Raw genomic sequence first — 17,408 nt, 5'->3', positions numbered from 1 at the left:
GGTTCAGAGAGCTGCAAGCGCTCGAGCCCCGGGACTGAATCTCCCGCCTTGAACTTCGAAGTCCGTGTCGCCTACTCCTCGTCGATCGCTCGCCCCGGCCTTGCGGCCATGCCGTGCCTTTGCCCTTTCTTCGGGGCTTGGGTCACGCCATCCGGTAATCCTCCTGCTTCGTTGTCATGGCCCAGATCATGCGAGCCATCTTGTTCGCCAGCGCGACGGCCGCGACCATCCTGGGCTTGCGCGCCACCAGCGCGGCCAGCCAGCGGTTTGTACTGCCGCCCTTACGGACCACCCAGCGGATAACGCTCATGGCGCCGACGATCAGCAGGCGACGGATGTCGGTTTGACCCATCTTGCTGACCGAACCCAGCCTGGTTTTGCCGCCGGTGGATCTCTGTCGTGGCACTAGGCCGAGCCAGGCTGCGAAGTTACGCCCGCTGTCGAACGTATCGAGATCCGGTGCGAACGCCGCGACCGCGCCTGCGGTGACAGGACCGATCCCCGGAATGGTGCAGAGCCGACGCAGCTGTGCATCGGTCCTCGACGCCGCCTCGAGTTCGTCCGCCAGCCGCTCGATAATCTCAGTCAGCTGCGCGATCTGCTCAAGGTAAATCGCCCCCATCTCCCGGACCGCGCCGGGCACGGCAGTGGTCTCTTCGGCCAGCGCGATCTCGAGGACTTTAAGGCTCGCCGGCCCCTTCGGCGCCACCAGCCCGAACTCGGCGAGGTGCCCCCGAAGCGCGTTGATAAGCTGCGTGCGTTGCCGGACAAGGCATTGGTGCGTTCGGAATGCCACCGCGCGTCCTTGGGTCTCCGCGCTCTTCACCGCTACGAAGCGCATGTTCGGGCGCAAGGCCGCCTCCGCGATAGCTTCCGCGTCCGCGCGGTCATTCTTCTGGCGCTTCACGAACGGCTTCACGTAGGCCGCGGGGACCAGCCGTACCTCGTGGCCGTGCCGTTCCGCCACCCGGCCCCAATGGTGCGACGTGGCGCAGGCCTCCATCGCCACGATGCACGCTGGCTGATCGGCAACAAGCGCCGCCAGCCGCGTCCGCGACAGAGCCCGGTTGTATAGAACCGTCCCCTCCGGCCCCACGGCGCAGACCTGGAAGCTGCCCTTCGCCAGGTCGATCGCCAGCATGTTGATCTTCGTCGTCATCGGTGCGCCCTCCACTTGGTTCCTTTGAAACCATCATGGCATACGAGATGCCGCTGGGTGGGGGCATCCACCGCATCAGTTCAGATCGCCTGACCGCCAGCCAGCGCCGGGACCTCATGGAAATCGTCGAGGATCGCTACGGCACCGGCTCGACCCTGATCACCAGTCAGTTGCCATTGAACACCTGGCACGACGTCATAGGTAAACCCACTTTCGCAGACGCCATTCTCGACCGGATCGTCCACAATGCCTACCGCCTCGAACTCAGCGGCCCATCGCTGAGAAAAACCAAGGCCAACGGTGACGAAACCTGATACCCGAGACCTACGCCTCAACGCGGCGCACCACTGCTGGGCGGATAACCCGGTTCAGGTGGGCGGCTGCTAGCGGAACAGATGGGCGGATCAGCCGGAATGGTCACCGAGCGCAGGCTGCCGTCGTAGCCGTTCTCGCGCACCAGCCAGGAATGCAGCGCCTCCAGGTTCAGCCCGGCATCCGACGTCGATTGCCGCCAGTGCTCGATCGCTTCCGCAAAGGCCGCCGCCTTCTGCGACCGCGCGCCGCGCCCATCAGCGGCCCCGACCTTCATACGCCGCACGTGATACCGAACCGCGCCCTCGCTAACACCCAGCAGTCGGGCGATCTCGGCACCCGCCGCTCACCGCTCATCCAGAACCTTGATCGTCATACGAGCCTCTTCGTTCAGCCGGCCCATTTCCTGCCCCTAGGATCTTCTGGTCAGGGACTTCGTGGCCGGAGGCGGCAGCCCGTAGAACTGGCTGTCGCCTTAGCTCGTCTTTCGCATGTCGCTGTACATCACGCTCATGACACCCACCTCCGCGCGGAAGCGACGGAAACGGTTGATAGCAGAACTCTTGCGGTGTAGTTTCTCGCAGTAGCTACGAACTCAAAGTTGCTGTCGGCAAGAGCGCCAGATCTCCCGGCGGTTTCTTTTTTGGTGGTCTGGCATCGTCGGTTGTTTCGAACACAGCGGGAACAAATGTTGCCAGATTCTCGCCACTTCCAACCGCGTCTTCCTGCTTTGTTCAGCCTTGTGGGGCAAGACACCCCAGATCGCGGTTTTCTGGAAACATCTGGATAATGGCCTTGTTTCCAGCCATTTGGGCAGCTATACGCATCGGTGGAGACGTGGCCGAGTGGTCGAAGGCGCTCCCCTGCTAAGGGAGTAGGCGGGAAACCGTCTCGAGGGTTCGAATCCCTTCGTCTCCGCCATTTTTGGTGCCCGTTAAGTGAAACTTATCGAAGCTTTTCAATAAGTTGGGCGTGCAGGTCGGTGGACACAAGCGAAAATCTGCTCTATTTTTGCTCGGCATTTGCACGGAATCGGAGCTGTCATGCCACAACAAGTCACACTTGAAGAAGCCGTCCGCGACGCTGGCATGGGTAAGTTTCTGGGCGACAGGCGAGCGTTTGTTGAGGACTACGCCGTGTTTGTTGAGCTCCAAGGCACATGGCACAGCGCGGTCTTATGCGCGACCCAGTGAGCACCAGGGCAGAAGAACTTGATGACGGCATCATCATCCACTTTGACAGGGATGTGTTTGAAGTGAAATTCTATGAGCGTCCGCCGCTCGACCCATCTATTCTTGAGTTTTACAAGAATATTAAGGGTGAGTGAGTCATGTGCCGTCTGGAAAAGAATCGTGCTCTTGTCCGGCTTTTGTAAGAATCTTTGAGACTCTTTCGTGAACTCCGTGAGTTCCTTGGCTATCTGAAAGAGTAAATTCGCGCGGAACAGAGGTCAAGAATGACACAAGACGAGGCAGATGCCGATATTGAAGTCGAATATTCAGAACCGTCATTAGATGGAGATGAGAATGATGAGGAACTTGATGACGACGATGTCGTATATCAGATAACCACATCTGGCGCTGACTTTGATGTTGATGGCCTGGTCAAGCGCTTCGACCGAGGGTCAATTTATCGCCCGGAATTTCAAAGAAACTTCGTGTGGACCTGGCCACAGGCATCAAAGTTTATTGAGTCAATTCTTTTGGGCTTGCCTATCCCCAGTGTGTTTCTTTTTCGAGAGGAAGAAACTCAGAAGCTCCTAATTGTGGATGGTTTGCAGCGGCTAACAACGCTCCATGCCTTCAAGAAGGGGAGGCTCCCGCACAACGATAGAGTTTTCAAGCTCAAAGATGTGAAGCCGCGTTTTGAGGGCAAAACGCTGGAAGACTTGGAAGAGGAAGACCAGCGGCGTTTCGAGGATTCAATCATCCATGCAATGATAATTCAGCAGATGGCCCCGGACGATAGCAATAGTTCGGTTTTCCATATTTTCGAAAGACTTAACTCCAACGGGACGCCATTGCAGCCGCAAGAAATGCGAGCCGCCGTGTATCATGGCAGCTTTCAAACGATGCTCGGCACCGCGAATGGAAACAAGGCTTGGCGTGAGATTTTTGGACCTAAGCACAAGCGTGCAAAAGACCAAGAACTAATTCTTCGTTTCTTGGCCCTGAGGTTCTCCCGAGACACCTACTCTCGCCCAATGAAAGGTTTTTTGAACACTTTCATGGCCAGTAACCGCAATAAACCCGAGGATGAACTGGGAGAATTTATTTCGGCATTTTCCAGCGCTATTGAAAGAAGCTATCAAGCTCTTGGCAAGCAAGCATTTCGCCTCACCCGCTCAATGAACGTTGCTTTCTTTGATGCGCTTATGGTGGCAATTTCGGAAAACCCAGATGCTGACGCTGACGCGATTGCCACGGCAAGCGAAGCACTTGCCAAGGATGATAGCTTCATTCAACTCGCCGGAGAAGCGACATCGAACGAATCCAACGTGCTAGGAAGGATAGAGAAGGCAAAGGAAGTGTTGGATGCCGCCGTTGCTAATAACGCGTGAAGAACAGCGATTGGATAAACTGTCGGCTGATTTGCGCGGAGCCGTCGATGATGCCGACCTGGCGTTACAGCATGTGTTTTCGAGCCACCTGGTCCTAGCTGGCGCTGGTCATGTGGAGCGTTCCGTTATCAATATCTTGTCGGAATATGGCCGCCGCAACGGCAACCCAAAGATTAGCCGATTTATAGAGAAAACCATAGCGCGCAATAATTCTTTGAATTGTGAAAAGATAAAAACCGTTACCGACCAATTTGACTCAGACTGGTGGCCTCATATTGAAGCTGCTACCTCAGAGGTTGACCGGGACGCGGTAGATAGTTTGAAAACCCTGAGGGACCAGATTGCCCACGGCAAGAAGAACGGAACAGGCTTTTCCATCGTTGAAGGCTATTACAAAAGCTCGAAGTCATTTGTTCGCGCATTTAGTGCCGTGGTGCTTGGGGACTGAAAATAATCACCTCACTTGCATTCAAGAACCCCCCCTTCAAGTTGAGTGAAGGTGCTGGGTTTGTACCGGTCGAAGCTCTCTTCGTGGACATACACGAAATCGAAGGTAGTTTCAGATTGCGCAGAGTTTGTGTCTTCGCACCACTGCCGCAGGCGCTCCATCTTTAATGGTACATCCAGGTCTTCCTGGCCCTTGGTTTCAACGATGGAAACGCGGCCATCTTTCAGTTTGACGATGAAATCCGGGTAATAATTCGAGATGCTTCCATCGGCGTTCACATAGTCAATCTTGAAGTGAACGGCGAAGTAGTCGGTCCTGAACAACCCCCAAGCCTCTGATTTGGCTGGCTGAGAGGGCGTTCGAGCTATTTCTGAACTGCAGGGTTTGCTACGATTCTGGTCAGAACCCTGCAATCCCGGATGCCCCATGAAGCCGAAGTCCCGCGCTCCCGAACAGGACGATCTGCTGCGCCCGCGGCTCACCGCGATGATCGACATGCGCCACGCCGAACTTCGACAAAATCCGGGGGAATCTGCGTGAGCGCGTTCAGCGCAGGTATGGGATTTCAATAGCTTAAGGCGCGCGAGGTGGGCAGTTCGGCCGAAGTCGTGTAGTTACACGTTATGATGTTTAAGACCCTATGAATGCGCCCAAACGTGCGATATCCTGCATGCCATGTTCACGCGCATCACCGAGAGCGGCGGGCGTCGCTATCTGCAGATTGTCGAGTCCTTCCGTAACGAGGCGGGCAAGCCCCGGCTGCGCGTCGTGGCCAATCTGGGGCGCGTGGACGGGATGAAGGATGGCCAGCTCGATGCGCTGATCCGGGGGCTCAGTCGCGCCGCGGGTCGGGTCGAGCCCGAGAAGGCCGAGATCACCTACGAGGCGGCGCGCAGCTATGGCGACGTCTTTGCCCTGCACGAGTTGTGGAAGGACCTTGGTTTCGATCATGCCCTCGGCCGTGCGCTGCGTTCCGGCAAGCGGAAAGTCGACGTGGAGGCGCTGGTCCGCGCCATGGTGTTCAATCGGTTGTGCGACCCCACAAGCAAGCTTGGCTGCCTGCGCTGGCTGGAAACGGTCGCGATGCCCGCGATGCCGGACACCGTCACGCATCAACATCTGCTCCGCGCCATGGATGCGCTGATGGACCATGCCGAGCGGGTCGAGATGGAACTGGCCAGACAAATCCGTCCGCTGGTCGATCGGGACCTGGCCGTGGTCTTCTACGACCTGACCACGGTGCGCATCCATGGCGACGGAGAGGTTGACGACGACCTCCGCGCCTATGGCATGAACAAGGAAACCGGTGGCATCGCCCGGCAATTCGTGCTCGGCGTCGTGCAAACCGCCGACGGCCTGCCGCTCATGCACACGGTCCACCCCGGCAATGTCGGGGAGACGAAAACCCTGCAGGGCATGCTGCAGACGGTGTTGCAGCGGTTTCCCGTGCAGCGTGTCATCCTGGTCGCCGACCGTGGCCTGCTCAGCCTTGAAAACATCGACGAACTGACCGCCCTGGCCGATCAGGACGACCGCAAGCTGGAGTTCATCCTCGCCGTCCCCGCCCGTCGCTATGCCGATCTGGTCGAGACCTTTCGGGGCCTTGCCTTCGACGAAGGCGGCCTGGCGGAAAGCAATTTTGCCGGCCATCGCCTGATCGTCGCCCATGATCCCGTTCGAGCCGCCGACCAATCCGAACGACGTCGCGCCCGCATCGCCGAACTTGAAGCCCAGGCCGAAAAGATGGTCGCCAAGCTCGATGCGCAAGACGACGGCCAGACGGCGCGGGGCCGCCGCGCCTCCGACCGCGGCGCCTATAGCCGCTTCACGCGCGCCGTGGCCGAGGCCGAACTGACCCGGTTCCTCAAGGCAGACCTGCAGGCCGACCGGTTCAGCTACAGCATCGACGAAGACGCCGTCGCCCGAGCCGAACTCTTCGACGGCAAGCTCGCCCTGCTGACCAATGCCCCCGACCTGACGCCGACCGCAACCGTGACCCGCTACAAGTCGCTGGCCGATATCGAACGCGGCTTCCGCGTCCTGAAATCCGATATCGAGATCGCCCCCGTCCACCATCGGCTGCCCGACCGCATCCGCGCCCACGCGCTGATCTGCTTTCTCGCCCTCGTCCTCTACCGCGTCATGCGCATGCGGCTGAAGGCAAAAGGACATGACGCCAGCCCACGAACCGCCCTCGACATGCTCGCGCGCATCCACCGCCACGAAGCCCGGATCGCCGACCGAAAGCTCGACGGCCTCACCACCCCGACCCCCGAACAACTGGACCTCTTCGACACCCTGAACCTGCCAAAACCCGCCTGATCACCCTCGCGTAGTTACATTTTGGCCAATCTCGCCATAACGATATCAATCACTTACGCGTTTTACTGGTGAACTTGAGTGGGAAGTGTTCGAAGAGGAACGGTCGAGCCTGGTGCCCTATGTCGGTGCGTTCGATGGATTCCACGCCGTCCCGGCCGCGGTATCCAAGTCCGGGGCTCCGCCCGTTCAGGGCTGAATTGGTCCACCGGACCAATTCCGAGACACCCTTCACCCTGCCTCGTGCGGTTCGACAAGAACCGCTACTCGGTCGATGCCCGCGCGGTCGGGCGGCCCGTCGAGATCCGCGCCTATGCCGATCGCCTGGAATGCTGGCAGGACGGTCAGGTCGTGGGGCGGCATGAACGGACTTTCGGTCGCGGCAAGACGATCTACGATCCACTCCATTACATCCCGGTTCTGGCGCGCAAGCCAGGCGCCTTGCGCAGTGAGCCATTGTGTCGCCATGTGTTCGAGACCAATGGCGAACGCGCCCTTCAAGGACTGGGACCTGCCGCCAGCCCTGCGCCGTGTGCAGCGCAAGCTCGAACGTCAGCCCGGCGGCGACCGGCAAATGGTCGATATCCTCGGTGCCGTGCTCACCGATGGGCTGGAAGCTGTCGAAGCCGCCTGCGCCGAGGCCCTGTCTCACAATGTCCACTCCGCAGGGGTGGTGCTGAACAGCCTGGCCCGTCACCGCGAACCGCCACCGCCGCTGACAATCACGACGCCGGATGCGCTGAAGCTGGCCTGCGAGCCTGCCGCCAATTGCGATCGCTATGACAGTCTCAGGAGAACAACGAATGGAACGATCACAGGTGCTGGCCGCCATGGGCCAACTGAAGCTTTACGGCATGAGGACAGCCTACGACGAGATCATCGCCGTCGCGCCGGAGGCACGCTTCCAGCGTGACGGTCAAGCGACAGCACGAGCCGCATCAGATCATTGGCGACCTCCTGACCGCCGAGATCAGTGAGAGCGAGCCATTGAGCGCCATTGGTTCAAGAACAATGGCGAGCGCGCGCTCGATCAAATACCAGATGACCATCGCCAAGCTGCCGCTGGCCAAGGAAATCGACGAGTTCGACTTCGAGACCGCCGAGGTCAACGAGACCCTGATCCGTGATCTCGCCGCCGGAGACTTCCTCGATCATCAACGCAACCTCGTGCTGATCGGCGGCACCGGCACAGGAAAGACCCATCTCGCGGTCGGCATTGCACGCGCCTGTATCCGACGCGGCCGCCGGGGCCGGTTCTTCAACGTCGTCGATCTGGTGAACAAGCTCGACGCCGAAGCCCGGGCCGAACGACAGGGCCGGACAGCGGACCTGATCTCTCGTCTGGACTTGTTCGCCATCGGTCTCGAACGCATGGCGACGCGATGGCTCACTCCTGGACGAACTCGGCTATCTCCCCTTCGCCCAGACCGGCGGCCAGCTCCTGTTCCACCTGATCAGCAAGCTCTACGAGCGGACCTCGATCATCGTGACAACCAACCTCGCGTTCGGCGAATGGCCCACCGTCTTCGGCGACGCGAAGATGACCACCGCTCTGCTCGACCGCCTGACCCACCACTGCGAGATCGTCGAGACCGGAAACGAAAGCTGGCGCTTCAAGAACCGAGCATAGCGAAATGGCCCACCACGCTGGCCCGCCGCCGCTGCGTTACATGGGGACTACGCAGCGCCGGGCCAGCTCAGCTCCAAGGGGGTCAATTTTCGGCGCCGATAGGGGGTCACGATCCAATGCCGATTGACAAACTGGGCAGGTCTGCAGGAACAATTCGCTGTTGGCGTGGGGTTTGCGGCCACGCGGGCCGTATTTGAGCGTGGTAGACAGGACGACAGGCTGCGCAACCCCGGCCCGCCGCAACGTCGCCTGTATCTCAAGCGGCCCATAGGCGGCCGACCCGTTGTCGATGAACAACATCGCATCGATCCCCTGATGCCGGACATGAAAGCGTGCGAAGTCGTGGATCCAGCGCAAGTCATTATCCCTTGAGACGGTGACGAGGACATCGCGGTCGCGAAACGTGTCCCGGTCCATCGCGTGCACGGGGGTTTCAGCGCTCCACTCACCGATCCGGATCGACAGGCGGGCCGTCGCGACGGGCGCATCGAATTCGATGATCGCGTGACGCTTGTACTCGCGAAACCGCGGGGTCACCGGCCTGCCGTCGGCCGTGAATTGCGCCGCCTCCAACACGCCGCGCAGATTGTTCAGGCGCGGACAGACAAGCACGACCCGCGGCGGCACATGGATCGCATCGACCCAAAGGGTGTCGGCGTCGAAATCGCGGTCGTAGCCCTCGGGGCGGTACCGTTCCGCGATGCGCGAACGGCGCGCCAGACCGCTGCCGGCAAGCGAGCAGGTCGCGAAATCCTCCCGCGCGGCAAGTCCGCCCTGCAGCACGTTCATTGCGAACCGCCCGGACAAGACCATCCTGCCATGGCCTGCACGGCCCGGCCGTCTGCCGCCCGCGTGAGGGCGGGTTGCCCGGCCTGTTCATCACCGTTCGACAGGCCGTCGTCGCTGGCCATTCGGCCAAGGCGTCCGCTCGAGTCGTCTTTGCAAGACCGCGTCATCATGTACGTCTCCGGTTGGCTACTCAGGCCAAGACCGTGCGCGGCCCGCACGCACCCGACCATCCGACATCCATCGGATCGACGTGCTTCATCCGTTCGAACGGGGCCTTCCATGCCGCGTCGCCACACGCCGCCCATGGGCTGCGGGACAGGCTTGCCGCGCGCGAGACGCACGCCTAGGGTGAAGCTCGAATCCACGGGCGACTGAATGAAAATCGGAATCCTGCAAACCGGACATGCCCATGATGCGCTGCGGCCGACCCATGGCGATTATGGCGACATGTTCGAACGGCTGTTCCGCGGTCACGGGCTGAGCTTTCGCATCTACGACGTGGAAGGCATGGAATTTCCCGCCAGTGTCCACGACGCTGAAGGCTGGCTGATTTCCGGATCACGCCACGGCGCGTATGAGGATCACGCCTTCATCCCCCCGCTGGAGGCGTTCATCCGCGACGCCCTTGCGGCAGATGTTCCGATGGTCGGCATCTGTTTCGGACACCAGATCATGGCCCAGGCGCTGGGCGGCGCTGTCGAGAAATTCGCGGGCGGCTGGTCTGTCGGTGCGACCGCATACGAGATCGAGGGCGAGACGATCACGCTGAACGCGTGGCACCGGGATCAGGTTGTCCGCCCGCCCGAGGGGGCCGAAACCGTGGGGCACAGCCCCTTCTGCGCCCATGCGGCGCTGCGTTATGGCCGGCAGGCCTATTCCGTCCAGCCGCATCCGGAATTCGACCGCGCCTTTCTGGACGACATGCTGACGATCCGCGGGCCGGGGCTTGTCCCCGATACCGTGCTGGCAGCGTCGCGCACCCGGCAGGGCACCCCGCTTGACAGTGCGTCCATCGCCGCGCGGATCGCACGTTTCCTGACCGAAAGGCACTAGCCCCATGTCCAACTGGATGGATCAGATTCCGGAGGGAACCCGCACCTATCTTGCCGGCCACAGGCTGGACGAGGTCGAGTGCATCGTGTCCGACATCGCCGGGATCGCCCGCGGCAAGGCGATGCCCGCCACCAAGTTCGCCCAGCAGACGCAGTTCTACCTGCCGAATTCGATCTTCCTTCAGACCATCACCGGCGACTGGGCCGTGCTGGAGGATCAGGCCTTTACCGAACCCGACATGATTCTGACGCCGGATTTCTCGACCGCCACGGCGGCCCCCTGGACAGGTGACTGGACGATTCAGGTGATCCACGACATCTCCGACCAGCAGGGCAACCCGATCCCCATCGCGCCGCGCAATGTGCTGAGACGCGTCGTGCAGCTTTACAACGACCGCGGCTGGCAACCGATCGTGGCGCCGGAGATGGAGTTCTTCCTTGTCGCCCGCAACACCGACCCCGCCCAGCCGGTGGAGCCGCCGATCGGCCGGTCGGGGCGCAAGGCTGCCGCACGGCAAGCCTATTCGATGAGCGCGGTCGACGAATACGGCCCGGTCATCGACGACATCTACGATTTCGCCGAGGCGCAGGGGTTGGAAATCGACGGCATCCTGCACGAAGGTGGCGCCGGGCAGATCGAGATGAACCTGCGCCATGGCGACCCGGTGAAACTCGCCGACGAGATATTTTTCTTCAAACGATTGATCCGGGAAGCCGCGCTCCGCCACGAATGCTATGCCACCTTCATGGCCAAGCCCATCGAGAACGAGCCCGGATCGGCGATGCACATCCATCACTCGGTGGTGGAAATTGAGACCGGGCAGAACATCTTCTCGGCCCCCGACGGCGCGGAAACTCCGACCTTCATGCATTTCATTGCCGGGCTTCAGACCCATATGCCATCGGTCGTGGCACTTCTGGCGCCTTACGTGAACAGCTATCGCCGCTACGTTCCCGACTTCGCCGCGCCGATCAACCTTGAATGGGGCCGCGACAACCGCACCACCGGCCTGCGGGTCCCGGTTTCTGGGGCAGAGGCGCGACGGGTGGAAAACCGTCTGGCCGGCATGGATTGCAACCCCTATCTGGGCATCGCCGCATCGCTGGCCTGCGGCTATCTTGGTCTGGTCGAGGCCGCCCAGCCAAAGGCCGAATTCACCGGCGATGCCTATTCGGGGGATGAATCCATTCCCCGCAACGTAGGCGAGGCGCTGGATGTCTTCGACCGGTCCACCGCCATCCGTCAGGTTCTGGGAGAGGAGTTCTGCGTCGTCTACTCCGCCCTGAAAGCGCTGGAGTATAAAGAGTTCCTTCAGGTCATCAGCCCGTGGGAGCGCGAACATCTGCTGTTGAACGTATGAACCTGCTTTTCGCGAATGATGAACGCGGGTCCTATCCCGCAAGCTGGTATGCGGAGGTCACGCCGCCGCTCGATCCCTTCCCGCCGCTGTCGGGCGATACACGCGCCGATGTCTGCGTCATCGGCGGTGGATATACGGGGCTGTCGGCCGCGCTTCACTTGGCGCAGGCGGGGGCCGATGTCGTTCTGGTCGAGGCGCACCGGGTTGGTTTCGGCGCCTCGGGGCGGAACGGCGGGCAGGTGGGCAGCGGCCAGCGGCTGGACCAATGGGCGCTGGAACGCATGCTGGGCGATGCAAATGCCGCGCGGCTCTGGCATCTGGCAGAAGATTCCAAGGCCCTGGTCGCCAACCTGATCGCGACCCACGGCATCGCCTGCGACTATCGCCCCGGCGTCGTCCACGCCGAATGGAGCGCGCGGGGCACCAAGGCCGTACATGCCTATGTCGAAAAACTTCTCCGCGACTATGAATACGACCTGATGGAGCCGCTGACCCGGGACGAGATGCAGGCGCTGGTGGGCTCCCCGGTCTATCAGGGCGGTGCAGTCGACTGGGGCGCGGGGCATCTGAACCCGCTGTCCTTCGCCTTCGGCCTTGCGCAGGCCGCCCGCGCGGCGGGGGCCCATATCCATGAAACCACCCTTGTCGAGCGGATGGAACCGGGCGCCCTGCCCGTTGTGACAACCGACCGGGGCCGGGTGACCGCCGACCGGGTGATCCTTGCCGCCAACGGCTATCTTGGCGACTTGTCGCCCAAGGTCGCGGCCCGGGTGATGCCGATCAACAATTTCATCGTCGCAACGGAACCGTTGGGCGACCGGGCTGCCGCTGTCCTTGCAAAAGACGTCGCCGTCGCAGACAGCAAGTTCGTCATCAACTATTTCCGCCTGTCCCCCGATGGTCGCCTGCTGTTCGGCGGGGGGGAGAATTACGGCTACGCCTTCCCCTCCGACATCCGCGCGGTGGTGCGCAAGCCGCTGGCGCAGGTCTTCCCGCATCTGGCCGATGTTGCCCTGACCCATGCCTGGGGCGGCACGCTGGCCATCACGCGCAATCGCCTGCCCCATATCGCGGCCCCGATGCCGGGTGTCTTCTCGGCCGCGGGCTATTCGGGGCATGGGGTTGCGCTTGCGACGCTCGCCGGCCGCGTTCTGGCCGACGCCTGCCGCGGCGACAGCGCGGATTTCGAAACCTTCGCGAAACTGCCCTGCCCGCCCTTCCCCGGTGGCAACGCGTTGCGCACGCCACTGATGGCCCTGGCCATGACTTGGTACGCCCTGCGCGACAGATTGGGCGTCTGATCGTCGCTGTCATGTTTTTGTCATGGCCTTTCGCTATGCGCCTGCCCTACAGGTTTTCTGAAAGCCGCCTGCAGGAAAGGTGAAAGCATGCCCCTCGCCCCCAATGTCTACGATGCCGAGCCGATCCCCGAGGCCGCCTGCGCGGAAATCGAACGCCTGCTGCAGTCGGGCGATCTGTTCCGCTATACCGCCCCCAAGGACGCGCCGGTGACCGTGCTGGAGCGGGAGTTTGCCGAATTCATGGGCGCCCGTTACGCGGTCTGCGTCTCTTCCTGTTCGGCCGCGTTGTTTCTGTCGCTGAAGGCGCTGGACCTGCCGCGGGGCGCGCGCGTTCTGATCCCGGCCTTCACGTTCGCCGCGGTGCCTTCGGCCGTTGTGCATGCCGATTGCCACCCCGTGCTGGCAGAGGTCGGCACGAATTACCGGCTGGATATGGACGATTTCGCCGCCAAGCTGGATCAGGATATTTCCGCCGTCATCATCAGCCACATGCGCGGCCATACCTCCGACATGGACGCGATCATGGCGTTGTGTGCCGAGCGCGATGTTCCGGTGATCGAGGATGCCGCACATTCGCTCGGCACCCGCTGGCACGGCCGTAATATCGGCACGCTGGGCAAGATCGGCTGCTTTTCCTTCCAGTCCTACAAGATGGTCAATGCCGGCGAAGGCGGCGTGCTGATCACCGATGACGCCGATCTGGCGGCCCGGGCCGTCATCATGTCCGGCGCGTACGAACATAACTGGAAGAAACATGACGGGCTGCAAAACAGCTTTGCCCGCTGGCAGAACAAGCTGCCGCTTTACAATCTGCGCATGCAGAACCTCTCTGCCGTCGTCATCCGCCCGCAATTGGCCGAGGTGGAGCGCCGTGTGCGCGATGGTCTGGCCAATCACGACTATGTCGCGGACCGGCTGAACACCTCGCCGTGGATGGATGTGCCCCCGCCGCTGGGCCCGGAAGAACGGGCCCCCGATTCGCTGCAGTTCAACCTGGTCGGTTTCGATACGGATGAAGAGGCCATCGCCTTTCAGGCAGAGGCCAAGGCCCGGGGTGTTTCCGTGCAGGTCTTCGGCCTCAGCCAGGACAATGCCCGCGCCTTCTGGAACTGGCAGTTCATCGACGGCCCGACGCCCGATCTGCCCAAGACCCGCGCCATGCTGATGCGCGCCTGCGACACGCGCCTGCCCGCGCGGTTGCAGCAGCCCGATCTGGATTTCATCGCCAATGCACTGCTTGACGCGGCCGAGGCGGTGAAGGCCGAAACCCGTGCCTACGGCACCTGAGGGCCTTGCCCCTCAAAGAACCTTGAGCGCCCCCTTCGTCGGCCGGGTGCGTGCCCCAGAACGAGAGGGCCTTGCCCCTCAAAGAACCTTGAGCGCCCCCTGAAGCCATGGCAGCCGTGCCGTGGCTTCGCTCACCACGATCTCTTGCAGCAAGGGGCGCAGCCGGTCGGCCATGCGCCCCGGCATCTCCCCCAGAACGCCGGCCCGTGCGATCAGAACGATCCGCCGGGACAGCGGCGCCACCGGCAGGGGCAGCAGGTCCACATCCGCCTGAAACCGGCGTGCGTGCAGCCAGCCCAAGGGCGTCAGGATCGACCATCCGGCCCCGCCCGCGACCATGGCAAGAATGGCGTTGTAGCTGTCCAATTCGAAGCGGGACGTCGGGCTCCAGTCTTGCCGGGCGAGATGTTCGGCGATCTGGCGGCCCATCTGGTGCCGTTGGGTGTAGTGCACCAAGGGCAACGTCAGCAATTGCGCCGGCACGTCGCCCGCCGGATCAATCCGCCCACGCGGCGCGGCCACCACGAAGGGTTCGTCCAGCAGCGGATGCACCTCCATCCACTGCGCCGCACGCCCCGGATCGGCAGCCACCACCACGTCGAGTGCGCGCGCATCCAGCAGCCCCAGCAACCGATGGCTTGGCCCGGTTTCCAACTGGAACGCGCTGCGTGTCAGTTCATCCGACATCTCGGACAGCAACCGGGGCGTCACGTCAGCCTCGAAATCCTCGATCATCCCCAGACGCAAAAGCGGCAGGGATGACAGGTCCTGCGCGGCGATCTCTGCCCGGGCGGCCTGCGCCTCTGACAGGATGGTCCGCGCCCGGCGCAGGAAGGTCTCTCCCGCCGCGGTCAGGGCCAAGGGGCGGGCGCTGCGATCCAGAAGCGTGGCCCCCAATGCGGCCTCCAGCGCCGACAACTGCTGGGAAACGGCGGAAACACTCGCCCCCAACCGCCGCGCCGCGGCCGACAGGGTGCCCTCTTCGGCTGCGGCAACGAAGACCTCGGTTCCCCACAGGGTCAGTCGGCCGGGCGACGGGGCCATCTTTTTCTCCGGCGGTTGCGCTTGGCCGGGACGCTACGGTGCGCGGCCCGATGGTGCAACGGCGATTGCACGGAACCGCGCCCGGCGATAGCGTGCGGCACGTTCCGCGTTCAGGAGAGCCCCCATGCCCGACACCGCCCACCAAAGCTGGCAAGCCCGCGCCGAGGCTGCCACCTTCTATGGCTTCACCGACCTGCCGTCGGTCAAGGAACGCGGCACGGTGGTCATCACCCATGGCGAGGGTCCTTATGTCATAGACACCGAGGGGCGGCGTTACCTCGACGCGAATTCCGGGCTCTGGAACATGGTGGCGGGTTTCGATCATCCCGGCCTCGCCGCTGCGGCCAAGGCGCAATACGAACGCTTTCCGGGCTATCACGCCTTCTTCGGGAGGATGTCGGACCAGACCGTGATGCTGTCTGAAAAACTGATCGAGGTGTCCCCCTTCGACCGCGGCCGGGTCTTCTATACCAATTCGGGGTCAGAGGCGAACGACACGCTGGTCAAGATGCTGTGGTTTCTTGCCCGCGCCGAAGACAAGCCCGAACGGCGCAAGATCCTGACCCGCAAGAACGCCTATCACGGGGTCACGGCCGTCTCGGCCTCGATGACCGGCAAGCCGTATAACGAGATGTTCGGACTGCCCCTGCCCGACTTCATTCACCTCACCTGCCCGCATTACTGGCGCGAGGGGCGGCCGGACGAGTCCGAGGCCGACTTTACCGCGCGGATGGCACGCGAACTTGAGGAGGTGATCGCCCGTGAAGGCGCCGACACCATCGCGGGCTTTTTCGCGGAACCGGTGATGGGCGCGGGCGGCGTCATTCCGCCGAGTGCGGGCTATTTCCAGGCGATCCAGCCGATCCTGCGCCGCCACGGCATTCCGCTGGTCGCGGACGAGGTGATCTGCGGCTTCGGGCGCACCGGCGAGGTCTGGGGATGCCAGACCTACGGCTTCACCCCCGACGCCATCATCAGCTCCAAGGCGCTGACCGCGGGCTATTTCCCGATGGGGGCCGTGATCCTCGGGCCGGAATTGTCAGACCGGTTGCACGCCGCCGCCGAAGAGGTCGAGGAATTCCCCCACGGCTTCACCGCCTCCGGCCACCCGGTGGGCTGCGCCATCGCGCTGAAGGCCATCGACGTGATCCTGAACGAGGGTCTTCTGGACAATGTCCGCACCCTGACGCCCCGGTTCGAGGCCGGAATGGCACGCCTGGCCGAACATCCCAATATCGGGGAGATCCGCGGCAAGGGCCTGATGGGCGCGCTGGAGGCCGTGGCGGACCGGGAGACGAAGACGCCGTTTCCCGCCGATCTGTCCGTCAGCGAACGCATCGCCAACACCTGCACCGACCACGGGCTGATCTGCCGGCCGCTGGGGCAGTCCGTTGTCCTGTGCCCGCCCTTTATCCTGACCGAAGCACAGATGGACGAGATGTTCGAGAAGCTTGAAGAGGCGCTGAGCGCGGTGTTCGACGGGATTACCGGATAGGGAGGGGCCGCCGCCCCTACCCGTTCAGCTTCGCCAGTTTATCCTGCAACTCCGCCAACTGCCGCTTGATGTCGTCAAGGTCGTCAGCCGGCTCCGAATCCTCATGCCCGGGTCCAGATGCCCCGGGCCATCCCCCGGTCATCGCCTTGAGAAACGCCTCCTGCTGGGCCTTCATCGCCTCAAAGCCCGGCATCGCGCCCATCGGCGACATCCGGCCCATGTTCTCCATCATCTTCGACTGGCTTTCGCGCAGCATCTCGAAGCTTGTGGCCAGGAATTGCGGAACGACGCTTTGCGCAGAGGTCGTGTAGCTGCGCACCAGATCGGTCAGCACATTGATCGGCAGCACGCTCTCGCCCTTGCTTTCATGCTCGGCGATGATTTGCAGCAGATACTGGCGGGTAAGGTCGTCGCCGCTTTTCAGATCGACGATCTGCACCTCGCGCCCCTCGCGGATCACCTTGGCGATATCCTCCAGGGTGACATAGTCGCTCGTCTCCGTGTTGTAGAGACGACGACTGGCATAACGCTTGATCAGCAGCGGTTTCGTCGCTTCGGTCAAGATGGGCCCTCCCCGGGACAAACTACCTTACGTTGCAGCGCAGCAACCTTAGGCGCACGCGCGGCAAAAAGAAAGGGCAGGCACAGCGT

The 17,408-nt window shown here is 62.3% G+C and carries 15 protein-coding genes, 1 tRNA gene and 3 pseudogenes; 13 read left to right on the top strand and 6 right to left on the bottom strand.

Annotated elements, in window-relative coordinates:
- Window positions 1-142: 142 nt before the first annotated feature.
- Window positions 143-1,159: an IS110 family transposase gene (locus RGUI_RS18265; RefSeq protein WP_081535500.1), complete on the bottom strand. Its 1,017-nt coding sequence runs from the start codon at window positions 1,157-1,159 to the stop codon at window positions 143-145.
- A 92-nt stretch (window positions 1,160-1,251) separates the two neighbouring features.
- Here RGUI_RS18265 and RGUI_RS18260 point away from each other — a divergent pair.
- Window positions 1,252-1,473 (top strand): annotated as a pseudogene (locus tag RGUI_RS18260) (ATP-binding protein); the annotation flags it as partial.
- A gap of 17 nt (window positions 1,474-1,490) precedes the next feature.
- On the opposite strand, the gene RGUI_RS18255 reads toward RGUI_RS18260, so the two are convergent.
- Window positions 1,491-1,748 carry a hypothetical protein gene (locus RGUI_RS18255; RefSeq protein ID WP_081535498.1) on the bottom strand — a complete coding sequence of 86 codons (258 nt, stop codon included), beginning with the start codon at window positions 1,746-1,748 and terminating at the stop codon, window positions 1,491-1,493.
- Between the two features lie 554 nt (window positions 1,749-2,302).
- On the opposite strand from RGUI_RS18255, the gene RGUI_RS18250 reads away from it, so the two are divergent.
- The 4 genes from RGUI_RS18250 to RGUI_RS18240 all read left to right on the top strand — a co-directional run bounded on the left by RGUI_RS18250 (window position 2,303) and on the right by RGUI_RS18240 (window position 4,479).
- A tRNA-Ser gene (locus RGUI_RS18250) sits at window positions 2,303-2,392 on the top strand.
- A gap of 238 nt (window positions 2,393-2,630) precedes the next feature.
- The gene (locus RGUI_RS21565) at window positions 2,631-2,798 is read left to right on the top strand and encodes a hypothetical protein (RefSeq protein WP_156883025.1); all 168 of its coding nucleotides are present in this window, start codon (window positions 2,631-2,633) and stop codon (window positions 2,796-2,798) included.
- Between the two features lie 129 nt (window positions 2,799-2,927).
- Entirely contained in the window at window positions 2,928-4,031 is a 1,104-nt protein-coding gene (locus RGUI_RS18245; RefSeq protein WP_081535496.1) for a DUF262 domain-containing protein, read from the top strand.
- Window positions 4,006-4,479, top strand: a complete 474-nt coding sequence (locus RGUI_RS18240; protein WP_081535494.1) for a HEPN domain-containing protein — start codon at window positions 4,006-4,008, stop codon at window positions 4,477-4,479. The genes RGUI_RS18245 and RGUI_RS18240 overlap by 26 nt, the downstream gene beginning before the upstream one ends.
- 11 nt (window positions 4,480-4,490) lie before the next feature.
- Here RGUI_RS18240 and RGUI_RS21950 read toward each other — a convergent pair whose 3' ends face one another.
- On the bottom strand, window positions 4,491-4,976 hold the full coding sequence (locus tag RGUI_RS21950; protein ID WP_216640144.1) for a hypothetical protein: 486 nt from the start codon (window positions 4,974-4,976) through the stop codon (window positions 4,491-4,493).
- A 178-nt stretch (window positions 4,977-5,154) separates the two neighbouring features.
- Here RGUI_RS21950 and RGUI_RS18230 point away from each other — a divergent pair, with 178 nt between their 5' ends.
- From RGUI_RS18230 to istB, 3 genes and pseudogenes are all read left to right on the top strand, one after another.
- Entirely contained in the window at window positions 5,155-6,801 is a 1,647-nt protein-coding gene (locus RGUI_RS18230; RefSeq protein WP_081532493.1) for an IS1634 family transposase, read from the top strand.
- A 79-nt stretch (window positions 6,802-6,880) separates the two neighbouring features.
- Window positions 6,881-7,669: pseudogene (locus tag RGUI_RS18225) on the top strand (hypothetical protein); the annotation flags it as partial.
- A pseudogene (gene istB, locus RGUI_RS22245) lies at window positions 7,602-8,428 on the top strand (IS21-like element helper ATPase IstB). The pseudogenes RGUI_RS18225 and istB, both read left to right, overlap by 68 nt.
- Before the next feature lie 36 nt (window positions 8,429-8,464).
- On the opposite strand, the gene RGUI_RS18215 reads toward istB, so the two are convergent.
- On the bottom strand, window positions 8,465-9,217 hold the full coding sequence (locus RGUI_RS18215) for a hypothetical protein (RefSeq protein WP_081535492.1): 753 nt from the start codon (window positions 9,215-9,217) through the stop codon (window positions 8,465-8,467).
- A gap of 375 nt (window positions 9,218-9,592) precedes the next feature.
- Between RGUI_RS18215 and RGUI_RS18210 the strand changes: the two genes are divergently transcribed.
- The 4 genes from RGUI_RS18210 to RGUI_RS18195 all read left to right on the top strand — a co-directional run bounded on the left by RGUI_RS18210 (window position 9,593) and on the right by RGUI_RS18195 (window position 14,218).
- Window positions 9,593-10,270, top strand: coding sequence for a type 1 glutamine amidotransferase (locus RGUI_RS18210; protein ID WP_081535490.1), 678 nt, complete (start codon window positions 9,593-9,595; stop codon window positions 10,268-10,270).
- Window positions 10,271-10,274: 4 nt separating this feature from the next.
- The gene (locus tag RGUI_RS18205) at window positions 10,275-11,630 is read left to right on the top strand and encodes a glutamine synthetase family protein (RefSeq protein WP_081535488.1); all 1,356 of its coding nucleotides are present in this window, start codon (window positions 10,275-10,277) and stop codon (window positions 11,628-11,630) included.
- Entirely contained in the window at window positions 11,627-12,931 is a 1,305-nt protein-coding gene (locus RGUI_RS18200) for an FAD-binding oxidoreductase (protein ID WP_081535486.1), read from the top strand. Before RGUI_RS18205 ends, RGUI_RS18200 begins: the two co-directional genes overlap by 4 nt.
- A gap of 87 nt (window positions 12,932-13,018) precedes the next feature.
- Window positions 13,019-14,218: a DegT/DnrJ/EryC1/StrS aminotransferase family protein gene (locus RGUI_RS18195; protein WP_081535485.1), complete on the top strand. Its 1,200-nt coding sequence runs from the start codon at window positions 13,019-13,021 to the stop codon at window positions 14,216-14,218.
- Window positions 14,219-14,296: 78 nt separating this feature from the next.
- Here RGUI_RS18195 and RGUI_RS18190 read toward each other — a convergent pair whose 3' ends face one another.
- A complete protein-coding gene (locus RGUI_RS18190) occupies window positions 14,297-15,262 on the bottom strand; it encodes a LysR family transcriptional regulator (RefSeq protein WP_081535483.1) in 966 nt (321 codons plus the stop codon).
- Between the two features lie 124 nt (window positions 15,263-15,386).
- On the opposite strand from RGUI_RS18190, the gene RGUI_RS18185 reads away from it, so the two are divergent.
- The gene (locus RGUI_RS18185; RefSeq protein WP_081535481.1) at window positions 15,387-16,757 is read left to right on the top strand and encodes an aminotransferase; all 1,371 of its coding nucleotides are present in this window, start codon (window positions 15,387-15,389) and stop codon (window positions 16,755-16,757) included.
- 16 nt (window positions 16,758-16,773) lie between these two features.
- On the opposite strand, the gene phaR is transcribed toward RGUI_RS18185, so the two are convergent.
- Window positions 16,774-17,319 carry a polyhydroxyalkanoate synthesis repressor PhaR gene (phaR, locus tag RGUI_RS18180; RefSeq protein WP_081535479.1) on the bottom strand — a complete coding sequence of 182 codons (546 nt, stop codon included), beginning with the start codon at window positions 17,317-17,319 and terminating at the stop codon, window positions 16,774-16,776.
- Window positions 17,320-17,408 lie beyond the last annotated feature (89 nt).

It is taken from the genome of Rhodovulum sp. P5, assembly GCF_002079305.1.
Lineage (GTDB): Bacteria > Pseudomonadota > Alphaproteobacteria > Rhodobacterales > Rhodobacteraceae > Rhodovulum.
Note: the sequence above shows the minus strand (reverse complement) of the source record. Positions and strands in the feature narration are given on the sequence as shown.

Coding starts and splice junctions, on each gene's coding strand:
- RGUI_RS21950 (WP_216640144.1), bottom strand. CDS start 4,976: ATGTCGATCATCGCGGTGAGCCGCGGGCGCAGCAGATCGTCCTGTTCG.
- RGUI_RS18200 (WP_081535486.1), top strand. CDS start 11,627: ATGAACCTGCTTTTCGCGAATGATGAACGCGGGTCCTATCCCGCAAGC.
- RGUI_RS18245 (WP_081535496.1), top strand. CDS start 2,928: ATGACACAAGACGAGGCAGATGCCGATATTGAAGTCGAATATTCAGAA.
- RGUI_RS18210 (WP_081535490.1), top strand. CDS start 9,593: ATGAAAATCGGAATCCTGCAAACCGGACATGCCCATGATGCGCTGCGG.
- RGUI_RS21565 (WP_156883025.1), top strand. CDS start 2,631: ATGGCACAGCGCGGTCTTATGCGCGACCCAGTGAGCACCAGGGCAGAA.
- RGUI_RS18195 (WP_081535485.1), top strand. CDS start 13,019: ATGCCCCTCGCCCCCAATGTCTACGATGCCGAGCCGATCCCCGAGGCC.
- RGUI_RS18185 (WP_081535481.1), top strand. CDS start 15,387: ATGCCCGACACCGCCCACCAAAGCTGGCAAGCCCGCGCCGAGGCTGCC.
- RGUI_RS18230 (WP_081532493.1), top strand. CDS start 5,155: ATGTTCACGCGCATCACCGAGAGCGGCGGGCGTCGCTATCTGCAGATT.
- RGUI_RS18190 (WP_081535483.1), bottom strand. CDS start 15,262: ATGGCCCCGTCGCCCGGCCGACTGACCCTGTGGGGAACCGAGGTCTTC.
- RGUI_RS18215 (WP_081535492.1), bottom strand. CDS start 9,217: ATGAACGTGCTGCAGGGCGGACTTGCCGCGCGGGAGGATTTCGCGACC.
- RGUI_RS18255 (WP_081535498.1), bottom strand. CDS start 1,748: ATGAAGGTCGGGGCCGCTGATGGGCGCGGCGCGCGGTCGCAGAAGGCG.
- RGUI_RS18240 (WP_081535494.1), top strand. CDS start 4,006: ATGCCGCCGTTGCTAATAACGCGTGAAGAACAGCGATTGGATAAACTG.
- RGUI_RS18265 (WP_081535500.1), bottom strand. CDS start 1,159: ATGACGACGAAGATCAACATGCTGGCGATCGACCTGGCGAAGGGCAGC.
- RGUI_RS18205 (WP_081535488.1), top strand. CDS start 10,275: ATGTCCAACTGGATGGATCAGATTCCGGAGGGAACCCGCACCTATCTT.